Here is a 16,435-nt window from a genome sequence, read left to right as displayed (position 1 = left end):
GCGCGTCCACCATTCGGGGTTCGCGATGCCGGGGCCAGTCCAGTCGATCCGGATCTGACCGCGACATCGCGCGCCCAGGTCGCTACGTTCGCTAGTGGCTGCGCACCAGGACGGAACCACTTCTAGGACGTTGCATTGCACCCGAATCTCTCCGCCGACCTCGCCCGGTTGCCCGAGCTGCTCGACAGCGCCCGGCGACACGCCGTCGAGGTGCTCTCCGGGCTCGCGGACCGGCCGGTCGCGGTCCCGCCCGAACCACCGGAACCGACTCCCCTGCCCGACGCGGGCGCCGGAGCCGCCGCCGCGCTAGAGCGGTTCCAGGTGCGACCCCGGCCGCTGTGGCGGGCGACTGGCTGACCAGCGCTTTCGACCAGAACGCGGTGACCGGCAGCGACTCGTCTGCGCTGGATCTGGAACGTGAAGCGGTCGGCTGGCTGCGAGAGTTGTTCGGGCTTAGCACGGCGCACGCCGGCGCGTTCGTCACCGGCGCGACGATGTCGAACTTCGTCGGCCTGGCCATCGCCCGCGAATGGGCTGGCGAACGGCTCGGGATCTCGGTGTCGCAGGACGGCGTTGCGGCGCTTGGGAATCTGCCGGTCCTCTCGGGCAGTCCGCACTCCAGCGCCTACAAGGCGCTCGCGATGCTGGGTCTGGGGCGCGGTTGCGTTCGCGAGGTCGCCACGCTGCCGGAACGGGAGGCCGTGGATGTCGACCGGCTCACCGCCGAACTGACCGCGCTGGACGGTCGGCCCGCCGTCGTGGTGGCCAATGCGGGCACCGTGAACACCGTGGACTTCGACGACTTGCGGGCGATCTCGGCGCTGCGCCAGCGGTATCCGTTCTGGTTGCACGTCGACGCGGCCTTCGGCGGGTTCGCGGCGCTGTCCCCGCAGCACGCGGACCTGGTCGCCGGGCTCGACGAAGCCGACTCGGTGTGCGTGGACCTGCACAAGTGGCTGAACGTGCCCTACGACAGCGCGATCCAGTTCACCCGCCGCCGGGACCTGCAGCTGCGCATCTTCCAGAACTCGGCGGCATACCTGGGAATGCCGACCGACAATCCCGACTTTGTGCACCTCACCCCGGAAAGCTCGCGCCGCCTGCGCGCCCTACCGGCCTGGTTCACGCTCGCCGCCTACGGACAGCAGGGCCACCGCGAGGTGGTCGAGCGCGACGTCGCACTGGCACGCGATCTCGGCGACCGCATCGCCGAGATGCCGCACCTTCGGCTGCTGGCCGCGGTGCGCTTCAACGTCGTCTGCTTCACCCTCACCGAGGCGCCCACTGCGGAACGGGTCGCCGCGCTGGCTCGCACCGTCACCGAATCCGGAGTCGCATTCCTCACCCCGACCGTCTACAAGGGAACGCCCGGCCTGCGGGCGGCTTTCAGCAACTGGCGCACCACAGACGCGGACGTCGTTCGCGTCGCGGATGTCCTGCGGGCGGCGTGACCCGGAATCGGCCGGGGGACACGGAGTTTCGCTGCCGGGTACGGAATCGGATCAACGACTACGCTCCGTTCGAGCCCGATCCCATTCCGTGAGGAGACGCATGTGAAGCGTTCGATCGCACTCGGTCTAGGACGGCGGTGCTGCCCGGCACCGCCGTCACCGGGGTGATCGCCCAGGCCGCGCAGGGCCTGCAGTTCGGTGCGTGTCCGGAGGACATCAGCCAGCCCTACCCGCAGATGCAATGCGCCAACGTCGAAGTGCCGCTGGACTACGACGCCCCCGACGGCGAGAAGCTGCAGCTGCTGGTCTCGAAGGTGCCCGCGCGCAAACCCGAGGCCCGGCGCGGCTCGCTGCTGGTCAACCCCGGTGGTCCGGGCGGCCCGGGCATCGCCTTCGCCGGTTCGCTGTCCGGCAGGCTGCCCGCCGAGGTGCTCGACTCCTACGACCTGATCGGGTTCGACACCCGCAACACCGCGCACAGCAACCCGATCATCTGCGTGGACCCGGCGGCCTTCTGGAAGAACCCGCTGCCCGACCCGGACTCCCCGCAGACCCGGGAGCAGAACTGGCAGCGCGCCCAGGAATACGCCGACGGCTGCCAGCAGCACGCCGGCAAGTACCTGCCGCACTTGAACACCCCGACCAACGCCCGGGATCTGGACCGGATCCGGGAAGCGCTCGGCGAGCAGAAGATCAGCTACCTCGGCTACTCCTACGGCACCTACCTCGGCGCCGTGTACGGCCAGCTGTTCCCGGAGCACGTGGACCGGATGGTCCTGGACAGCGCGGTGAACCCGGACACCTCCGAGGTGTGGTATCGCAACAACCTCAACCAGAACATCGCCGCGCAGCTGCGGCTGGGCCGCTACTTCGACTGGATCGCCCGGCACGACCAGGTGTTCCACCTCGGCACCGACCGCGCCCGGGTGCAGGCCGCCTGGGACGGCATCCAGGCCGAGCTGCGCAAGACCGCGCGCGGCAAGCTAGGCCCGTCGGAGTTCATCGACATCACATTCATGGCGCTCTACGGCGAGAGCAATTGGACCACGCTGGCCGAGGCGATCGCCGACTTCCGCCTCCGCAACGACGACCACAAGCTCATCGCGCTGGTGTCCACCAAGGATGCGGCCGCAGAGAACGAGAATGCCATCTACAACGCCGTCGAATGCGCGGACGCCCCGTGGCCGAGCAGCCGCCGCGAATGGGAGCGCGACTCCGCCGAGCTGGCCGCCAACAACCCGCTCGGGGCTTGGTACAACAGCTGGGGCGTCGCCCCGTGCCGGGTGTGGCACGGTCCCCGGCAGCAGCCGGTGAAGATCACCGGCGAGGGGCTGCCGCCGCTGCTGGTGTTCAACTCGGAGTACGACGTGGCCACCCCCTACGCGGGCGCCGTGGAGATGCATCGATCGCTGCCGTCCTCGGTGCTGGTCACCGAGAAGGACGCGGGCAAGCACGGGGTGTGGGCGCTGGCCGGCAACGCCGACGCCGACCGAATCGGCACCGACTACCTGGTCAACGGCGTGGTGCCGAGCGGGAACGTCAGCGTGCCGGGCCACCCGGACCCGGACCCGAAGAACCCGGGGGCCGCCCGGACCTTCGACCTGTGCTGAGTCCGTCGCCGCGAGAAGGCCGGTCCCGAGAGCGTGGGGACCGGCCTTCGCCCGCATGCCCTGGTGGTCCGCTAACGAGCCTGGAAATTCCCTAGTTCACGCCGTGCATGTAGCGCTTGATGCTCTTCGAGGCGAGCAGCAGCAGGACAGCGCAACCGATCGTGGCCACGCCAACGATGCCGAAGTAGACCTGCTGGTTGTCCACCGAGTACAGCTTCACGACCTGCGCGCCCAGGCCCTGCCCCATCGCCGGGGCCAGGAAGTACAGGCCCATGATCTGGGAGGCGAAGACCTTCGGCGCCAGCTTGGTGCTCGCCGAAAGGCCGACCGGCGAGAGCATCAGCTCGCCGACGGTCATGATCACGAACACCAGCGCGAGCATGATCGGCAGGTGCTTCTCGTCGCCGACGACGAACTTCGACAGCACCACCCAAAGGACGAGACGCCGACGAAGAACAGCCCGCCGACGAACTTCTGCGGGGTAGACGGCTGCCGCTCGCCGAGCTTCGTCCACAGCCACGCCATCACCGGCGCCAGCAGGATGATCGCCAGCGAGTTGATGGACTGGAACCAGGAAGCCGGGATCACGAAGCCGAGGATGTTCAGGTCCGTGTCCGCCTCGGCGAGGTTCGCCAGCGTGTTCGGCTGCTGCTCGAACAGCAGGAAGAACAGCGCGGTCGCCAGGAAACGCGGGATGTAGGCGATCAGCCGGTCCCGCTCGATCTTGGTGATCTGCTTGCTGGAGAGCATCACCACGAAGTAGACGATCGGCAGCACAGCCGAGCTAAGACTGATCAGGTTGACCAGGCCGTCCAGACCCAGCACGCCGCTGACCGACAGGCCCACCAGGACCACGACGAACACCGCGGCGAGACCGGCCGCGGGCCAGCACCCGGCCCTTGTGCCCGGCGGGCAGCGGGTTGACCGGTGCTCGCCCGGCCGAACCCAGGTTCTTGCGCCCGAGCATGTACTGGACCAGGCCTAGCGCCATGCCGACGGCCGCCGCACCGAACCCGGCGTGCCAGCTGACCTTCTCGCCGAGGGTGCCGACGACGAACGGGGCTAGGAACCCGCCGAGGTTGATGCCCATGTAGTAGATCGAGAACCCGGCGTCGCGGCGCGTGTCGTTCTCGCCGTAGAGGCCGCCGACGAGGCCCGAGATGTTCGGCTTCAGCAGGCCGGTGCCGATCACCAGCAGCACCAGCCCGAGCACCACCGTCGCGACGCCGCCGGGCATGGCCAGGCTGATGTGGCCGAGCATGATGACGCAGCCGCCGTAGAACACCGCCCGCTGGGCGCCGACCACCCGGTCCGCCAGCCAGCCACCGAGGACACCGGTCATGTAGACCGAAGCGCCGTAGACGCCGACCACAGACAGCGCGGTCGACTCGGGGATGCCCAAGCCGCCTTCAGCGACCGCGAAGTACAGGTAGTACCCGAGGATCTCTCGCATGCCGTAGTAGGAGAACCGTTCCCACATCTCGGTGAAGAACAGCGTCGACAAGCCGCGCGGGTGCCCGAAAAGCCCCGCTGCGGTGCGTCCGCAACCGTGGGTGTGGTCACGATCACACCCTCTCTTGTTTGACCTGGCGGCGGTAGCCGCTCGGCGAACCCGCGGCAGGTTAGGGCTCACAGAAGTGGCCCAGACCACCGGGGCGTAAACCCGCCGCGGCGCGGATGCCGCGCGCACCCCGATCCGGCCACACTGGACGCCTGGCCAGGGATTTCGCCGCCACCACTGGACGTCCCGTGACCGAATTCACAGGAGGAATCATGCAGCTGTTGGACGCGCACCGCAGGGCCACGACGGAGTTCGACAACCGGGTGGGGCACATCGGCGACGACCAGTGGGACTCCGTTACGCCCTGCGCGCAGTGGTGCGTCCGGGATCTGGTCAACCACCTGGTGTCCGAGCAGCTGTGGGCGCCGTGGCTGCTCGACGGCGCCACCCTGGACGAGGTCGGCGACCGCTTCGACGGCGACGTGCTGGGTACCGACCCGGTCGGCGCGTGGCGGGAGGCAGCCGTGGCGGCCCGGCGCGCGTGGGACGAACCGGGGGCGACCAGCGGTGAGGTCAACGTCACCGGCGGCGTGATCCCGGCCGAAGACTACGGCTGGCAGATGACGCTGGACCTTGCCGTGCACGCCTGGGACCTGGCCCGCGGCATCGGTGACGACGAACGGCTGGATCCGGCGCTGGTGGCTGCCGTGCACACGGTGTTCGCCCCGCAGATCCCGGCTTGGGAGGGCATGGGGATCTTCGCCCCGCCGCGACCGGTGGCGGCCGACGCCGACGAGCAGACGAAGCTGCTGGCACTGCTCGGGAGATCGTGATGATGTTGCCGCCGCCGAATCTGCGACGGACACGTATACTGGCGTCGTATTTTTCCGGATTTCCGTCTAGGAGTGACGTCTTCAGTGCCTGCGGCACAATCCCCAGAGGGCAGTACCGAGCCGGGACGTAGTCCCGGCTTTTCGCAACTGGTGGCCGATGCCCCGTTCTGGGGTGGTCGGTGATGGACATCCTGTTGGCCGTTCTCGGCCTTGTTTTCGTTGGCGTGTTGACGTTGGGCACCGGGTTGGCGGTTGCCGCGGAGTTCTCGCTGACGTCTCTGGAACGCAGCACGGTGGACGCGCATGTGCGTCAGGTCGGTGACCGGCGTGCGAGGGCGGTGCAGAAGGCGCACCGGACGCTGTCGTTCCAGCTTTCCGGTGCCCAGGTCGCGATCACGTTGACCACGCTGGTCACCGGGTACGTGGCGGAGCCGTTGGTCGGTGACCTGATCCGTCCGGGGCTGACCGCGCTGGGGCTGCCCGGTGAGGTGGCCGGGGCGGTGTCGCTGACGCTGGCGATCCTGCTGGCCACGACCCTGTCGATGGTCTTCGGGGAGATGGTGCCCAAGAACCTCGCCATCGCCCGCCCGCTGTCCACCGCCCGTGCCGTGTCGGGCTATCACGCCCGGTTCTCGCGGGTCTTCCGGTGGCTGATCGACGCGATGAACAACAGCGCCAACCGGGTCGTGCGCCGTTTCGGGATCGAACCCCAGGAAGAGCTCCGATCCGCCCGTTCCCCGGAAGAACTCGGGTCGATCGTGCGCTCCAGCGCCGAACACGGAACGTTGGACGCGTCGACGGCGCAGTTGCTCGACCGGTCGTTGCGGTTTGGCGACCGCACCGCCGAGGAGTTGATGACCCCACGCGTCCGCGTGGAGTCCCTGACCGCCGGCGACAGCGTGATGGACCTGCTCGACGTCGCCCGCCGCACCGGGTTCTCCCGCTTTCCGGTGCACGGCGGGGATTTGGACGAGATCCACGGCGTTGTCCACGCCCGCCGTCGCCCGCCGCACCGGGTTCTCCCGCTTTCCGGTGCACGGCGGTGATTTGGACGAGATCCACGGCGTTGTCCACGTCAAGCAAGCATTCGGCGTCCCCGCCGAACGCCGCGAAAAGACCCCGGTGAGGTCGCTGGCCCGGCCGGTGCCAACCGTGCCGGAGACATTGGACGGCGACGCGCTGCTGAACCGGCTGCGCGGATCGGGGTTGCAGTTGGCGGTGGTGGTCGACGAGTACGGCGGTAGCGCGGGCATCGTGACCCTGGAGGACGTCGTCGAGGAGATCATCGGCGACGTCCGTGACGAACACGACCGCCGCGAAATCGCCGCTGTTCGGCACATCGGCGACGACAACTGGATCATCTCCGGAAGACTGCGCCCGGACGAACTGGCCGAGGCCACCGGATTCGCCATGCCCGACGGGGACTACGAGACCGTCGCCGGCTTCGTGCTGGCTCGGCTGGGACGCATTCCCGAGGTCGGCGACCACCTCACCCCGGACGGCTGGCGGCTGGCCGTCACCCGGATGGACCGCCACCGCATCGCAGAACTGCGCCTCACCCACCAGCCGACGCACGCCGAAGCCGTGGAGGAGGTTCGATGAGCGACGGTTTCGCGATCGTGCTGGGTGTTGTCCTGTTGCTGCTCAACGCGTTCTTCGTGGGCGCGGAGTTCTCCCTGCTGTCCTCCCGCCGGGACCGGCTGGAAGCACTGCTGGCCCAAGGCAAAACCCGCGCCCGAGTGGTGATCAAAGCCAGCCAGGAAGGCTCGCTGATGCTCACCAGCGCCCAACTCGGCATCACCCTCTGCTCCCTGGGCCTGGGCCGCCTCGGCGAACCCGCCGTCGCCCACCAACTCCAAACACCCTTCACCACCCTCGGCATCCCCGACACCATCACCCACGCCGTAGCGTTCACCATCGCACTAGCGATCGTGGTCGTACTCCACGTCCTCGTCGGCGAAATGGTCCCGAAAAACCTCGCCATCGCCGAACCCGAACGACTCGCCCTCTGGCTGGTCCCACCCCTGGTCGGCTTCGTCAAACTCGCCCGGCCACTGATCGCCGTGTTCAACATGATGGCCAACACCGCGCTCCGCCTACTACGCGTAGAACCCAAAGACGAACTCGACACCGCCTACACCTCCGCCGAACTCGCCGAACTCCTCGTCGAATCCCGCCGCGAAGGCCTCCTCGAACAATCCGAACACCGCCGACTCGCCCAAACACTGTCCTCAGTGGAACACACCGTCGCAGACGTCCTCGTCCCCCTACCCGACCTCACCACACTCCCGCAACACCCCACCCTCGGCGACGTCGAACAAGCCGTCGCCCACACCGGATTCTCCCGATTCCCCCTCCGCCGCGACGACGGAACACTCACCGGCTACCTCCACATCAAAGACGTCCTCGACCAAGCCGGACACGACCCCACAACCCCCATCGCCCCCACCCGCATCCGACGACTCCCCACCGTCCCCGCCCACGCCCGCCTCGACCACGCCATGACCTCCCTACGCCGCACCGGCAGCCACCTCGCCACCGCAACCGACACCACCGGCCAACCCATCGGCATCGTCGCCCTCGAAGACCTCGTCGAGGAATACGTCGGCACCGTCCGCGACGCCACCCACGTGCACTGACGACCGGGAGCGCTTTTGGGTGCTGCAGCGTCAGAAAGCACTCCCGGGCCGCGAGATCCTCGACTGGGCCACCCAGCCGGTGCGATTACCCTTCGTCGACGGCGGCCCGGGCGGCGAGGATGCGGTTGACGTTGCGTTCGGACCAGTCGGCGATCGCTTCCACCGGTCCGCGCAGGGAATGCCCGAGGTCGGTCAGCTCGTAGGTCACCTTCGGCGGCACCTCCGGGTACACGGTCCGGATCACCAAGCCGTCGCGTTCCAGCGCGCGCAACGTCTGCGTCAGCACCTTCGGAGCCACCCCGCCGATGCCGGTGCGCAGCTGCGTGAAGCGCATTGGGCCGTCAGACAGCAGCGTCACCACCAGCACCGTCCACTTGTCCCCGATGCGGTCCAGCACCAGACGGGTCGGGCAGTTCGGATCCGTCAGCTTCCCGCGCTTGAGGATGCTGTCCTCGCTGGTAACCACGAGGTACCTATAACACGTTCGAGCAGTCGATTACAACTGGTTACTTAAGGGCTGGGACTTGCTGCGCGCCGGCCGACGCTACGTGTTCTACAGCCGAACCGACCTGGCCGAGGCCCTGCTCGTCCAGTCCAGCTGATCAACGCTGGTAGGGTCTTTGTCTCCGTGCGGTCGCCCGCCCGCACTTCGGGCCCAGTGCGATGGGTGAGCGCGAGGAACACCACGACTGCGGACAGTGGTAGGGCTCCCATGACCACGCCCATCGGCAATGCCGTGCCGGGTGCCCGCCGATCCCACGAGCGGCGCGGCGAGGGCACCGGCGAGGAACTGCCAAGCAGCGGGCGGGGCGGGCGATGAGAATCGGCCGACGGAGGTGTCTTTTCCACTGAAGCAGCACGACCGCGAAGGAGTCCCGAATGACCGATCTGCCCGACCTGAAGCCGGCAGCACGGCAGCTGGCGAGCCTGCTGGAGCGCGTTGCCGACGAACAGCTCGCCGCGCCCACGCCGTGCACCGAGTACACCCTCGGCGACCTGATCGACCACGTCGGCGGGCTGTCGCTGGCGTTTACCGCAGCAGCCGCGAAGGACTTCTCACTGACCGGCGGAGGACCGTCCGGGGATGCCGCCCGGCTTCCCGACGACTGGCGCACCCGCATCCCCGAACAGCTGGCCGCACTCGCCGAGGCGTGGCGGGAGCCGGCTGCGTGGGAGGGCATGACGCAGGCCGGCGGTGTCCAGCTGCCAGGCGCGGTCGCGGGTAACGTCGCGATGAACGAGCTGGTGGTGCACGGCTGGGACATCGCGAAGGCCACTGGGCAGCAATTCCGGTGCGACGCGGACTCGCTGAAGGCCTCCCTGGAATTCGTCGCCATGTCGGCCACTCGGGACCGCAGCCCCGACAGCCCCTTCGGCCCACCCCTCGAGGCCTCCCCGGAAGCCACGCCGCTGGACAAGCTCATCAGCCTCACCGGCCGCGACCCGGCCTGGCAGGCATGAAACACCCGTGAGCACTTTTCGGCGCTACAGCACCGAAAAGTGCTCACGGTTCGTCAGTTTCAGCGGCCCCAGAAGGGTTTGCCCCACTCCGTCTGTTCGAGGAGTTGGCGCTTGAGCGGCTTCCCGCGCGGGTTGCGGGGCAGCGGGTCCGCGCGCACCACGAAGTACTGCGGCACCTTGAAGTCGGATGGCCGGTCAGGTGAGCGCAGAGCCCCTGGATTCGCCGGTAGTTCGTGATACGAATCATCGGTTTGTTCGGTGGTAAATTGGGCGAATGGGCAAGACCTCAGGTGAGGCGATGGGGGTCGTCACCGCGCTGGTGCGTTCCGCTTTCCTCGTGAATGCCGTGTACGCCGGATCGAGTCGCGAATACGGGCTGACACCACAGCAAGGGCAGCTGCTGTGCGTGCTGATGGCGCAGCCGTACGGCATGGGCGAGCTCGGCGCGATGCTGGGACTGGCGAAATCGAGTCTCACCGGTCTGGTGGACCGGACCGCCCAGCGCGGCCTGGTCCAGCGCGAGGCGGATCCGGAGGACGCGCGCGCGATCCGGGTCGCCCTCACCGCAGAGGGCCGCGATCTCGTGGACGAGTTCTACGCCGAGACCTGCCGCAGGGTCGAAAGGCTGCCGGCCGGCCTCAGCGACACCGACCGCAGCGCACTCGCGGACCTGCTGAGCAGGGTGGTGCTGGGAAACGAGGTGCCAGTGGTCTTCCTGGAGCCCGCCCCGGCCACGCACCAGCGCTGAGGACGCCTAGCGATCCCGGAAAGCCCGTCACCGCAGAATGCGGGAACCAGTAACGGGCGGCGAGGTCAGGGAATCCGGAAGCCGTAAGGGAGTTCGAGGCGGTGCGCGGCCAGCAGTTCGGCGTTGGCCAGCAGTTCCGCGGTTGGACCGTCCGCGACCACCGTGCCGTCGTCGATCAGTACGCTGCGCGGGCACAGCTGCAACGCGTACGGCAGGTCGTGAGTGACCATGAGCATCGTGCCGCCCCAGGCCAGCAGCACCTCGGCCAGTTCGCGCCGGGCCACCGGTTCGAGGTTCGACGACGGCTCGTCCAGCACCAGCAGCTCCGGCTGGCACGCGAGCACCGCGGCCAGCGCGACCCGCTTGCGCTGACCACCGGAGAGGTGCAGCGGCGAGCGGTCCGCGTGCTCAGCCATGCCCACCGCGTCGAGCGCCGACCGGACGCGTTCCGCCAACGCCGCGCCGCGCACCCCGAAGTTCGCCGGGCCGAACGCGACGTCCTCGCGCACGGTCGGCATGAACAACTGGTCGTCGGGGTCCTGGAACACCAGCCCGACGCGGCGGCGGATCTCCTTCAAGTTCCGCGAATCCACCGGCAGCCCACCGACGTGGATGCTGCCCGACTCGGCGCGCAGCACGCCGTTGAAGTGCAGCGTCATGGTCGTCTTGCCCGCGCCGTTGGGGCCGAGCACCGCGACCCGCTCCCCCCGTTCGACGCGCAGGTCCACGCCGGTCAGCGCGCGGTGGCCGTCCGGATAGCGGAACGCCAGCCCGGAAGCCTCCAGCGCCGGGGCGGAATCCGACTCGGCGGTGCGCTCCGGCAGGGATTCGGTCAGGCGGTCCACAAGGCGACTCCCAGCACGACTGCGGCGACGGCCGGTGGCGCCATGCCCAGCCACCACGCCGCCGATGATGTACGGCGCGATTCTCCCAGCTCGGGCATCGCACCCTGCCAACCCCGCGACACCATCGCCAGGTGCACGCGCTCGCCGCGCTCGTAGGACCGGATGAACAGGCTCCCGATCCCGCGCGCGGTCGCGCCGATCTGCCACAGGAACCGCGGATCGTGACCACGGCAGATCCGCGCGACCCGCATCCGCTTGGCCTCGGCGACGATCACCTCGGCGTAGCGCAGCATCAGCGTGATGATGGTGATCAGCAACCTGGGCGCGCGCAGTCGCTGCAGGCCGACCACCAGCTCCCGGGGCGCGGTCGTGGCGGCCAGCAGCAGCGACGTGGCCAGCCCTAGCGTGCCCTTCACCAAGATGTTCCAGCCCGCCAGCAGCCCCTCGGTGGACAGCGCGAAACCCGCCACCTCGGTCGTCGCGCCGCCCGCGGTGAACGGCAGCACCAACGCGAGCACCACGAACGGCACCTCGATCAGCAGGCGACTGGCCAGCCAGCGCGGCGGAACCCGGGCCACCAGCGCCAGCCCGAACAGCAGCACGGCATACCCACCGAAAGCCCAGAACACCTCGCGCGGCGTCGCCACCACGCACAGCACCATCAGGAAAGCCGCCACTATCTTGACCTCGGGCGGCAGGCGGTGCAGCGCCGAATCGCCGGGAAGGTGCAGCGCGCTGGCGTGGCCGGCACCCACCGCTATTCGCCTCCGGTCCGGCGGCGCAGGCCCCAGAACAAGCCACCCGCCGCGCCCAGCGTGACCACCGCGCCGATCACGCCGGCCACCCCGGTCCAGCGGCCATCGCCACCGACGGTGTAATCCGCCAGCGGACCGCCGGCCAGCGCGTGGTCCTGGGCGTGCTGCGCGATGCACTGGCCGTCCAACCGCTCGCCCTGGTCGGTCTCGACCACGGTGCAGCCGCGCTGGGTGACCGCGTCCAGGCCGTCCGGGGCGGAATCCGCGAAGTAGGCGACCCCGCCCGCGATGACGAGGATGAACAGGCCGAAGACCAACAGGAAACGCCGACGCGGCGCACTCATCGCACGTTCTCCTTCATCTGCTTCCCGATGCGCAACAGGTGGACCAGGTCCGGTCTGGCGGCTGCCACCGCACCCACCGTGGCGGCCGTGATCACGCCCTCACCGATGCCGATGAGGCAGTGCACCCCGACCACCGCGAGCGCAGCGGTGCCCGTGCCGTAACCGGCGGCGCCGCCGAGCGCGTACTCGATGACGAAGCCGCCAGCGGCGGCGACGGTGTTCACCCAGGCCGCGACGAAAGCAGTCACCAGCAACCCGGCGCGGCTGCGCAGCGCGAGGCGGCGCAGCGCGAGCGCGACGAGGTAGCCGACGACGGTGCCGATCAGCGCCATGTTGGTGATGTTCGCGCCCAGCATGGTCAGCCCGCCGTCGGCGAACAACAGCGCCTGCACCACGAGCACGATCGCCACGCACAACGCGCCGACCCACGGCCCGGCCAGGATCGCCGCCAGCGCCCCGCCGAGCAGGTGCCCGCTGACGCCGGGCAGCACCGGGAAGTTGATCATCTGTGCGGCGAAGACGAACGCGGCCACCAGCCCGGCCATCGGCGCCGTCCGGTCGTCCAGGTCGGCCCGCGCCTTGGCCAGCGCGACCGCCAGCCCGGCGATCGCCACGACCGCGAACAGCAGCGCCGTCTGCGCGCTGAGCAGCCCGTCACTCATGTGCATGGCGAGCGTGGTGGTCTGCACGACGTATTCCCTCCCGACCTGAGCAGTTGCGCATCGAGAGTAGTTGCCGCAATGCCGCTATCACCAGTATCTGGCAGGAGTCCTAGGTCGCAGTTCGGCACGAAAAAACCGTCGACCCGGGCAAAACACCCGGGCCGACGGTTCAAGTCCCTTCGGTCAGTCGCGAACGGCCAGCGCCAGTTCCCCGTTGGCGTCCCGCTCGGCGTCCAACACCTTGTCGCCGAGCAACGTCGCGACCTGCGATTCGAGGAACACCCGCACGCCGGATTCCTCGATCACCTCGTCGCCGTCCTGCGGTTGGTCGGCGATCGACGCCTGCAGGCCCTGCTCGGCCGGCGCGATGCGCAGGCCGGAACCTTCCGGAGAGTCGCCGCCGACGAGGACGAGCTTGATGACCTCCGCCGCGCTCTCACTGATGGTGAGCATTGCTCCACTTCCTCTCGGAGCCGGTCAGGTGAGGGGGCCACCGTGTCACCCCGCCCGCACCGCACGCAAACCGAACCCGACCGAGCGTGTCGCGCACCCACCCCGAACGCGGACGCGCCCCCGGCCGCAACAGCGGGCCGGAGGCGCGTCCACCAAAAGACGTCCCTCACGCCTGGTAGGCGTCCAGGGGCGGGCAGGAGCAGACCAGGTTGCGGTCGCCGCGTGCCCCGTCGATGCGGCGCACCGGCGGCCACACCTTCACCACATCGGTGCCCAGCGGGTAGGCCGCCTCCTCGCGGGAGTACGCGTGGTCCCAGTCCTTCGCCAGCGAGGCCGCCGTGTGCGGGGCGCCCACCAGCGGGTTGTCGTCGGCCGGCCACTGCCCGGCGACGACCTTGTCGATCTCCGCGCGGATGGCGATCATCGTCTCGCAGAAGCGGTCCAGCTCCGCCAGGTTCTCGCTCTCGGTCGGCTCGACCATCAGCGTCCCGGCCACCGGGAACGACATCGTCGGCGCGTGAATGCCGTAGTCGGCCAGCCGCTTGGCGACGTCGTCGACGGTAATTCCGCTGGTCTTGCTGATCTGCCGCAGGTCGAGGATGCACTCGTGCGCCACGAAGCCGCCCTTGCCGGTGTAGAGCACCGGGAAGTAGTTGTTCAGGCGGCGGGCGACGTAGTTGGCGGTGGCCACCGCGGTCAGCGTCGCGCGGCGCAGGCCGTCGGCACCCATCATCCGCACGTACGCCCAGGAGATCGGCAGGATCGAGGCGCTGCCCCACGGCGCGGCGCTGATCGGGCCGACGCCGGTGACCGGTCCGGCTGCGGGCTGCATCGGGTGGTTCGGCAGGAACGGCGCCAGGTGCTCGCGCACGCCGATCGGGCCGACGCCCGGCCCGCCACCGCCGTGCGGGATGCAGAACGTCTTGTGCAGGTTCAGGTGCGAGACGTCCGAGCCGAACTTGCCCATCCGCGCCAGGCCGATCAGGGCGTTGAGGTTCGCCCCGTCGACGTACACCTGGCCGCCCGCGTCGTGCACCAGGCCGCACACCTCGCGCACGGTGTCTTCGTACACGCCGTGCGTCGACGGGTAGGTGACCATGATCGCGGCGAGGTCGTCGGCGTGCTCGGCGACCAGTTCGCGCAGGTGCTCAAGCTCGATGTTGCCGGCGTCGTCGCAGCGGACCACGATCACCCGCATCCCGGCCATCACGGCGCTGGCGGCGTTGGTGCCGTGCGCGCTCGCCGGGATCAGGCACAGGTCCCGGTCGGCGGCACCACGGCTGCGGTGGTAGGCGCGAATCGCCAGCAGCCCCGCGAACTCGCCCTGACTACCGGCGTTCGGCTGCAGGCTCACCGCGTCGTAGCCGGTGACCTCCGCCAGCCAGGTCTCCAGGTCCTTGACGATCGACAGCAGCCCCTCGGCGTCCTGCGCGGGCGCGAACGGGTGCAGCGAACCGAACTCCGGCCAGGTGATCGGCTCCATCTCGGCCGTCGCGTTGAGCTTCATGGTGCACGAGCCCAGCGGGATCATGCTGCGGTCCAGCGCGATGTCCTTGTCCGACAGCTGCCGCAGGTAGCGCAGCAGCGAGGTCTCGGAGCGGTGGGTGTGGAACACCGGGTGCGTCAGGTACTCCGAGGTGCGCTCCAGTGCCGCGGGCAACGCGTCCGGCGTCTCGATGTCGAGTTCGTCGGTGTCGCCGCCGGTGACGCCGAACGCCTGCCACACCGCGGCCAGGTGCGCCCGCGTGGTGGTCTCGTCGCAGCTGATGCCGACGTGGTCGGCGTCCACCCGGCGCAGGTTGATGCCGCCCCGGCGGGCCGCGGCGACAACGTCGTCGGCTTTGCCCGGCACCCTCACGACGACGGTGTCGAAGAACTCCCGGTGCAGCACCTCGACGCCGCCGCGGCGCAGCTGCTCGGCGAGCACGGCCGCCATCCGGTGCGCGCGGGTCGCGATGGACCGCAGCCCGGCTGGGCCGTGGTACACGGCGTACATCGATGCCACGACGGCCAGCAGGACCTGCGCGGTGCAGATGTTGCTGGTGGCCTTCTCGCGGCGGATGTGCTGTTCGCGGGTCTGCAGCGCCAGCCGGTAGGCCTGGTTGCCGTCGGCGTCGACGCTCACTCCGACCAACCGGCCCGGCAGCTGCCGTTCGAGTCCCTTGGCCACGGCCATGAATCCGGCGTGCGGGCCGCCGAAGCCCATCGGCACCCCGAATCGCTGGGTGCTGCCGACCACCACGTCCGCGCCGATCTCGCCGGGCGAGCGCAGCAGCGTCAGCGCCAGCAGGTCGGCCGCGACCACCACCTTCGCGCCGCGCCGGTGTACCTCGGCGATGATCTGCTCCTGGTCGCGCACCGCACCGGAGGCGCCCGGGTATGACAGCAGCGCGCCGAAGAACTCGCCCTCCGGCAGCGCCTGCGCGCCGGCGGACAGGTCGGCGACGACGACCTCGATGCCCAGCGGCTCCGCGCGGGTCTCGATCACCGCGATGGTCTGCGGCAGCGTGTCTGCGTCCACCACGAACCGCGGCGACTTCGACCGGCCCGCGCGGCGCAACAGCGTCATGCCCTCGGCCGCCGCGGTGGACTCGTCGAGCATCGACGCGTTGGCCACCGGCACCCCGGCCAGGTCGGCCACCATCGTCTGGAAGTTCAGCAGCGCCTCGAGCCGACCCTGCGAGATCTCCGGCTGGTACGGGGTGTAGGCGGTGTACCAGGCCGGACTCTCCAGCACGTTGCGCAGGATCACCGGCGGCGTGACCGTGCCGTAGTAACCCAGCCCGATCATCTCGGTGTGCGGGCGGCAGCGGCGCGCGAGCTCGCGCAGCTCGGCCAGCGCCTCGGACTCGGTGGCCGGCTCGGGCAGCGCCAGCTGCAGGTCGCCTTCCCGGATGGTGTCCGGCACGGACTTCTGACCCAGCTCCTCCAACGAGCCGACGCCGATCACGTCGAGCATGCGCGCAAGCTCGGCCGGCATCGGCCCGACGTGCCGGTCGGCGAACGGCGTTCCGTGCTCCAGGGCGGCCAGTGGAATGCGATCGTGGGTCACGTCGGTCATCGCCAAACCTCAATCGTCGCGGTGGACAAAGGGCGGCAGAACAGCCAGAACTGCCCTGCTCTCCCCCTCTGT

The 16,435-nt window shown here is 69.4% G+C and carries 17 protein-coding genes and 1 pseudogene; 8 read left to right on the top strand and 10 right to left on the bottom strand.

The window, feature by feature from the left end; translation table 11 throughout:
• The first annotated feature begins 135 nt into the window (after positions 1-135).
• The 3 genes from SSPN_RS59250 (at position 136) to SSPN_RS0104400 (ending at position 3,061) form a co-directional block, all read left to right on the top strand.
• Entirely contained in the window at positions 136-357 is a 222-nt protein-coding gene (locus tag SSPN_RS59250; RefSeq protein WP_010692576.1) for a hypothetical protein, read from the top strand.
• Entirely contained in the window at positions 339-1,451 is a 1,113-nt protein-coding gene (locus SSPN_RS42440) for a pyridoxal phosphate-dependent decarboxylase family protein (protein ID WP_010692575.1), read from the top strand. The genes SSPN_RS59250 and SSPN_RS42440 overlap by 19 nt, the downstream gene beginning before the upstream one ends.
• Before the next feature lie 137 nt (positions 1,452-1,588).
• The gene (locus tag SSPN_RS0104400; RefSeq protein ID WP_010692574.1) at positions 1,589-3,061 is read left to right on the top strand and encodes an alpha/beta hydrolase; all 1,473 of its coding nucleotides are present in this window, start codon (positions 1,589-1,591) and stop codon (positions 3,059-3,061) included.
• 91 nt (positions 3,062-3,152) lie between these two features.
• Here the strand turns inward: SSPN_RS0104400 and SSPN_RS61440 are convergent, their stop codons facing one another.
• The 3 genes from SSPN_RS61440 to SSPN_RS59240 are packed head-to-tail and all read right to left on the bottom strand — an operon-like array spanning position 3,153 to position 4,565.
• Positions 3,153-3,443 carry a POT-type proton-dependent oligopeptide transporter gene (locus SSPN_RS61440; protein WP_010692573.1) on the bottom strand — a complete coding sequence of 97 codons (291 nt, stop codon included), beginning with the start codon at positions 3,441-3,443 and terminating at the stop codon, positions 3,153-3,155.
• Complete coding sequence (locus tag SSPN_RS61435) at positions 3,422-3,916, bottom strand: POT-type proton-dependent oligopeptide transporter (protein WP_272941724.1); 495 nt, start codon at positions 3,914-3,916, stop codon at positions 3,422-3,424. Before SSPN_RS61435 ends, SSPN_RS61440 begins: the two co-directional genes overlap by 22 nt.
• Complete coding sequence (locus SSPN_RS59240; RefSeq protein ID WP_237710449.1) at positions 3,846-4,565, bottom strand: peptide MFS transporter; 720 nt, start codon at positions 4,563-4,565, stop codon at positions 3,846-3,848. The genes SSPN_RS61435 and SSPN_RS59240 overlap by 71 nt, the downstream gene beginning before the upstream one ends.
• A 269-nt stretch (positions 4,566-4,834) precedes the next feature.
• On the opposite strand from SSPN_RS59240, the gene SSPN_RS0104390 reads away from it, so the two are divergent.
• The 3 genes and pseudogenes from SSPN_RS0104390 (at position 4,835) to SSPN_RS0104380 (ending at position 8,034) form a co-directional block, all read left to right on the top strand.
• The gene (locus tag SSPN_RS0104390) at positions 4,835-5,395 is read left to right on the top strand and encodes a TIGR03086 family metal-binding protein (RefSeq protein WP_010692572.1); all 561 of its coding nucleotides are present in this window, start codon (positions 4,835-4,837) and stop codon (positions 5,393-5,395) included.
• 179 nt (positions 5,396-5,574) lie between these two features.
• Positions 5,575-6,997: pseudogene (locus SSPN_RS42430) on the top strand (hemolysin family protein).
• Complete coding sequence (locus SSPN_RS0104380; RefSeq protein ID WP_010692571.1) at positions 6,994-8,034, top strand: hemolysin family protein; 1,041 nt, start codon at positions 6,994-6,996, stop codon at positions 8,032-8,034. The pseudogene SSPN_RS42430 and the gene SSPN_RS0104380 overlap by 4 nt, the downstream one beginning before the upstream one ends.
• 85 nt (positions 8,035-8,119) lie before the next feature.
• Here the strand turns inward: SSPN_RS0104380 and SSPN_RS0104375 are convergent, their stop codons facing one another.
• Positions 8,120-8,500 carry a winged helix-turn-helix transcriptional regulator gene (locus SSPN_RS0104375; RefSeq protein WP_010692570.1) on the bottom strand — a complete coding sequence of 127 codons (381 nt, stop codon included), beginning with the start codon at positions 8,498-8,500 and terminating at the stop codon, positions 8,120-8,122.
• Positions 8,501-8,913: 413 nt separating this feature from the next.
• Between SSPN_RS0104375 and SSPN_RS0104370 the strand changes: the two genes are divergently transcribed.
• Together SSPN_RS0104370 and SSPN_RS0104360 are read left to right on the top strand one after the other, a co-directional pair.
• On the top strand, positions 8,914-9,495 hold the full coding sequence (locus SSPN_RS0104370) for a TIGR03086 family metal-binding protein (protein WP_010692569.1): 582 nt from the start codon (positions 8,914-8,916) through the stop codon (positions 9,493-9,495).
• A gap of 274 nt (positions 9,496-9,769) precedes the next feature.
• Positions 9,770-10,243 (top strand): MarR family winged helix-turn-helix transcriptional regulator, encoded by a 474-nt coding sequence (locus tag SSPN_RS0104360; RefSeq protein WP_010692557.1) that lies wholly within the window; start codon positions 9,770-9,772, stop codon positions 10,241-10,243.
• Between the two features lie 65 nt (positions 10,244-10,308).
• Here SSPN_RS0104360 and SSPN_RS0104355 read toward each other — a convergent pair whose 3' ends face one another.
• The 6 genes from SSPN_RS0104355 to gcvP all read right to left on the bottom strand — a co-directional run bounded on the left by SSPN_RS0104355 (position 10,309) and on the right by gcvP (position 16,363).
• Positions 10,309-11,088: an energy-coupling factor ABC transporter ATP-binding protein gene (locus SSPN_RS0104355; RefSeq protein ID WP_010692552.1), complete on the bottom strand. Its 780-nt coding sequence runs from the start codon at positions 11,086-11,088 to the stop codon at positions 10,309-10,311.
• Positions 11,076-11,843, bottom strand: coding sequence for a cobalt ECF transporter T component CbiQ (gene cbiQ / locus SSPN_RS0104350; protein ID WP_010692550.1), 768 nt, complete (start codon positions 11,841-11,843; stop codon positions 11,076-11,078). The genes SSPN_RS0104355 and cbiQ overlap by 13 nt, the downstream gene beginning before the upstream one ends.
• A 2-nt stretch (positions 11,844-11,845) precedes the next feature.
• Complete coding sequence (locus tag SSPN_RS0104345; RefSeq protein WP_010692548.1) at positions 11,846-12,187, bottom strand: PDGLE domain-containing protein; 342 nt, start codon at positions 12,185-12,187, stop codon at positions 11,846-11,848.
• The gene (locus SSPN_RS0104340; RefSeq protein ID WP_044573369.1) at positions 12,184-12,855 is read right to left on the bottom strand and encodes an energy-coupling factor ABC transporter permease; all 672 of its coding nucleotides are present in this window, start codon (positions 12,853-12,855) and stop codon (positions 12,184-12,186) included. The genes SSPN_RS0104345 and SSPN_RS0104340 overlap by 4 nt, the downstream gene beginning before the upstream one ends.
• 177 nt (positions 12,856-13,032) lie before the next feature.
• On the bottom strand, positions 13,033-13,302 hold the full coding sequence (locus SSPN_RS0104335) for a hypothetical protein (protein WP_010692546.1): 270 nt from the start codon (positions 13,300-13,302) through the stop codon (positions 13,033-13,035).
• A 166-nt stretch (positions 13,303-13,468) separates the two neighbouring features.
• On the bottom strand, positions 13,469-16,363 hold the full coding sequence (gcvP, locus tag SSPN_RS0104330) for an aminomethyl-transferring glycine dehydrogenase (protein WP_010692545.1): 2,895 nt from the start codon (positions 16,361-16,363) through the stop codon (positions 13,469-13,471).
• Positions 16,364-16,435 lie beyond the last annotated feature (72 nt).

Source organism: Saccharopolyspora spinosa NRRL 18395 (assembly GCF_000194155.1).
Classification (GTDB): domain Bacteria; phylum Actinomycetota; class Actinomycetes; order Mycobacteriales; family Pseudonocardiaceae; genus Saccharopolyspora; species Saccharopolyspora spinosa.
This window is presented reverse-complemented; position numbering and strand designations above follow the sequence as displayed.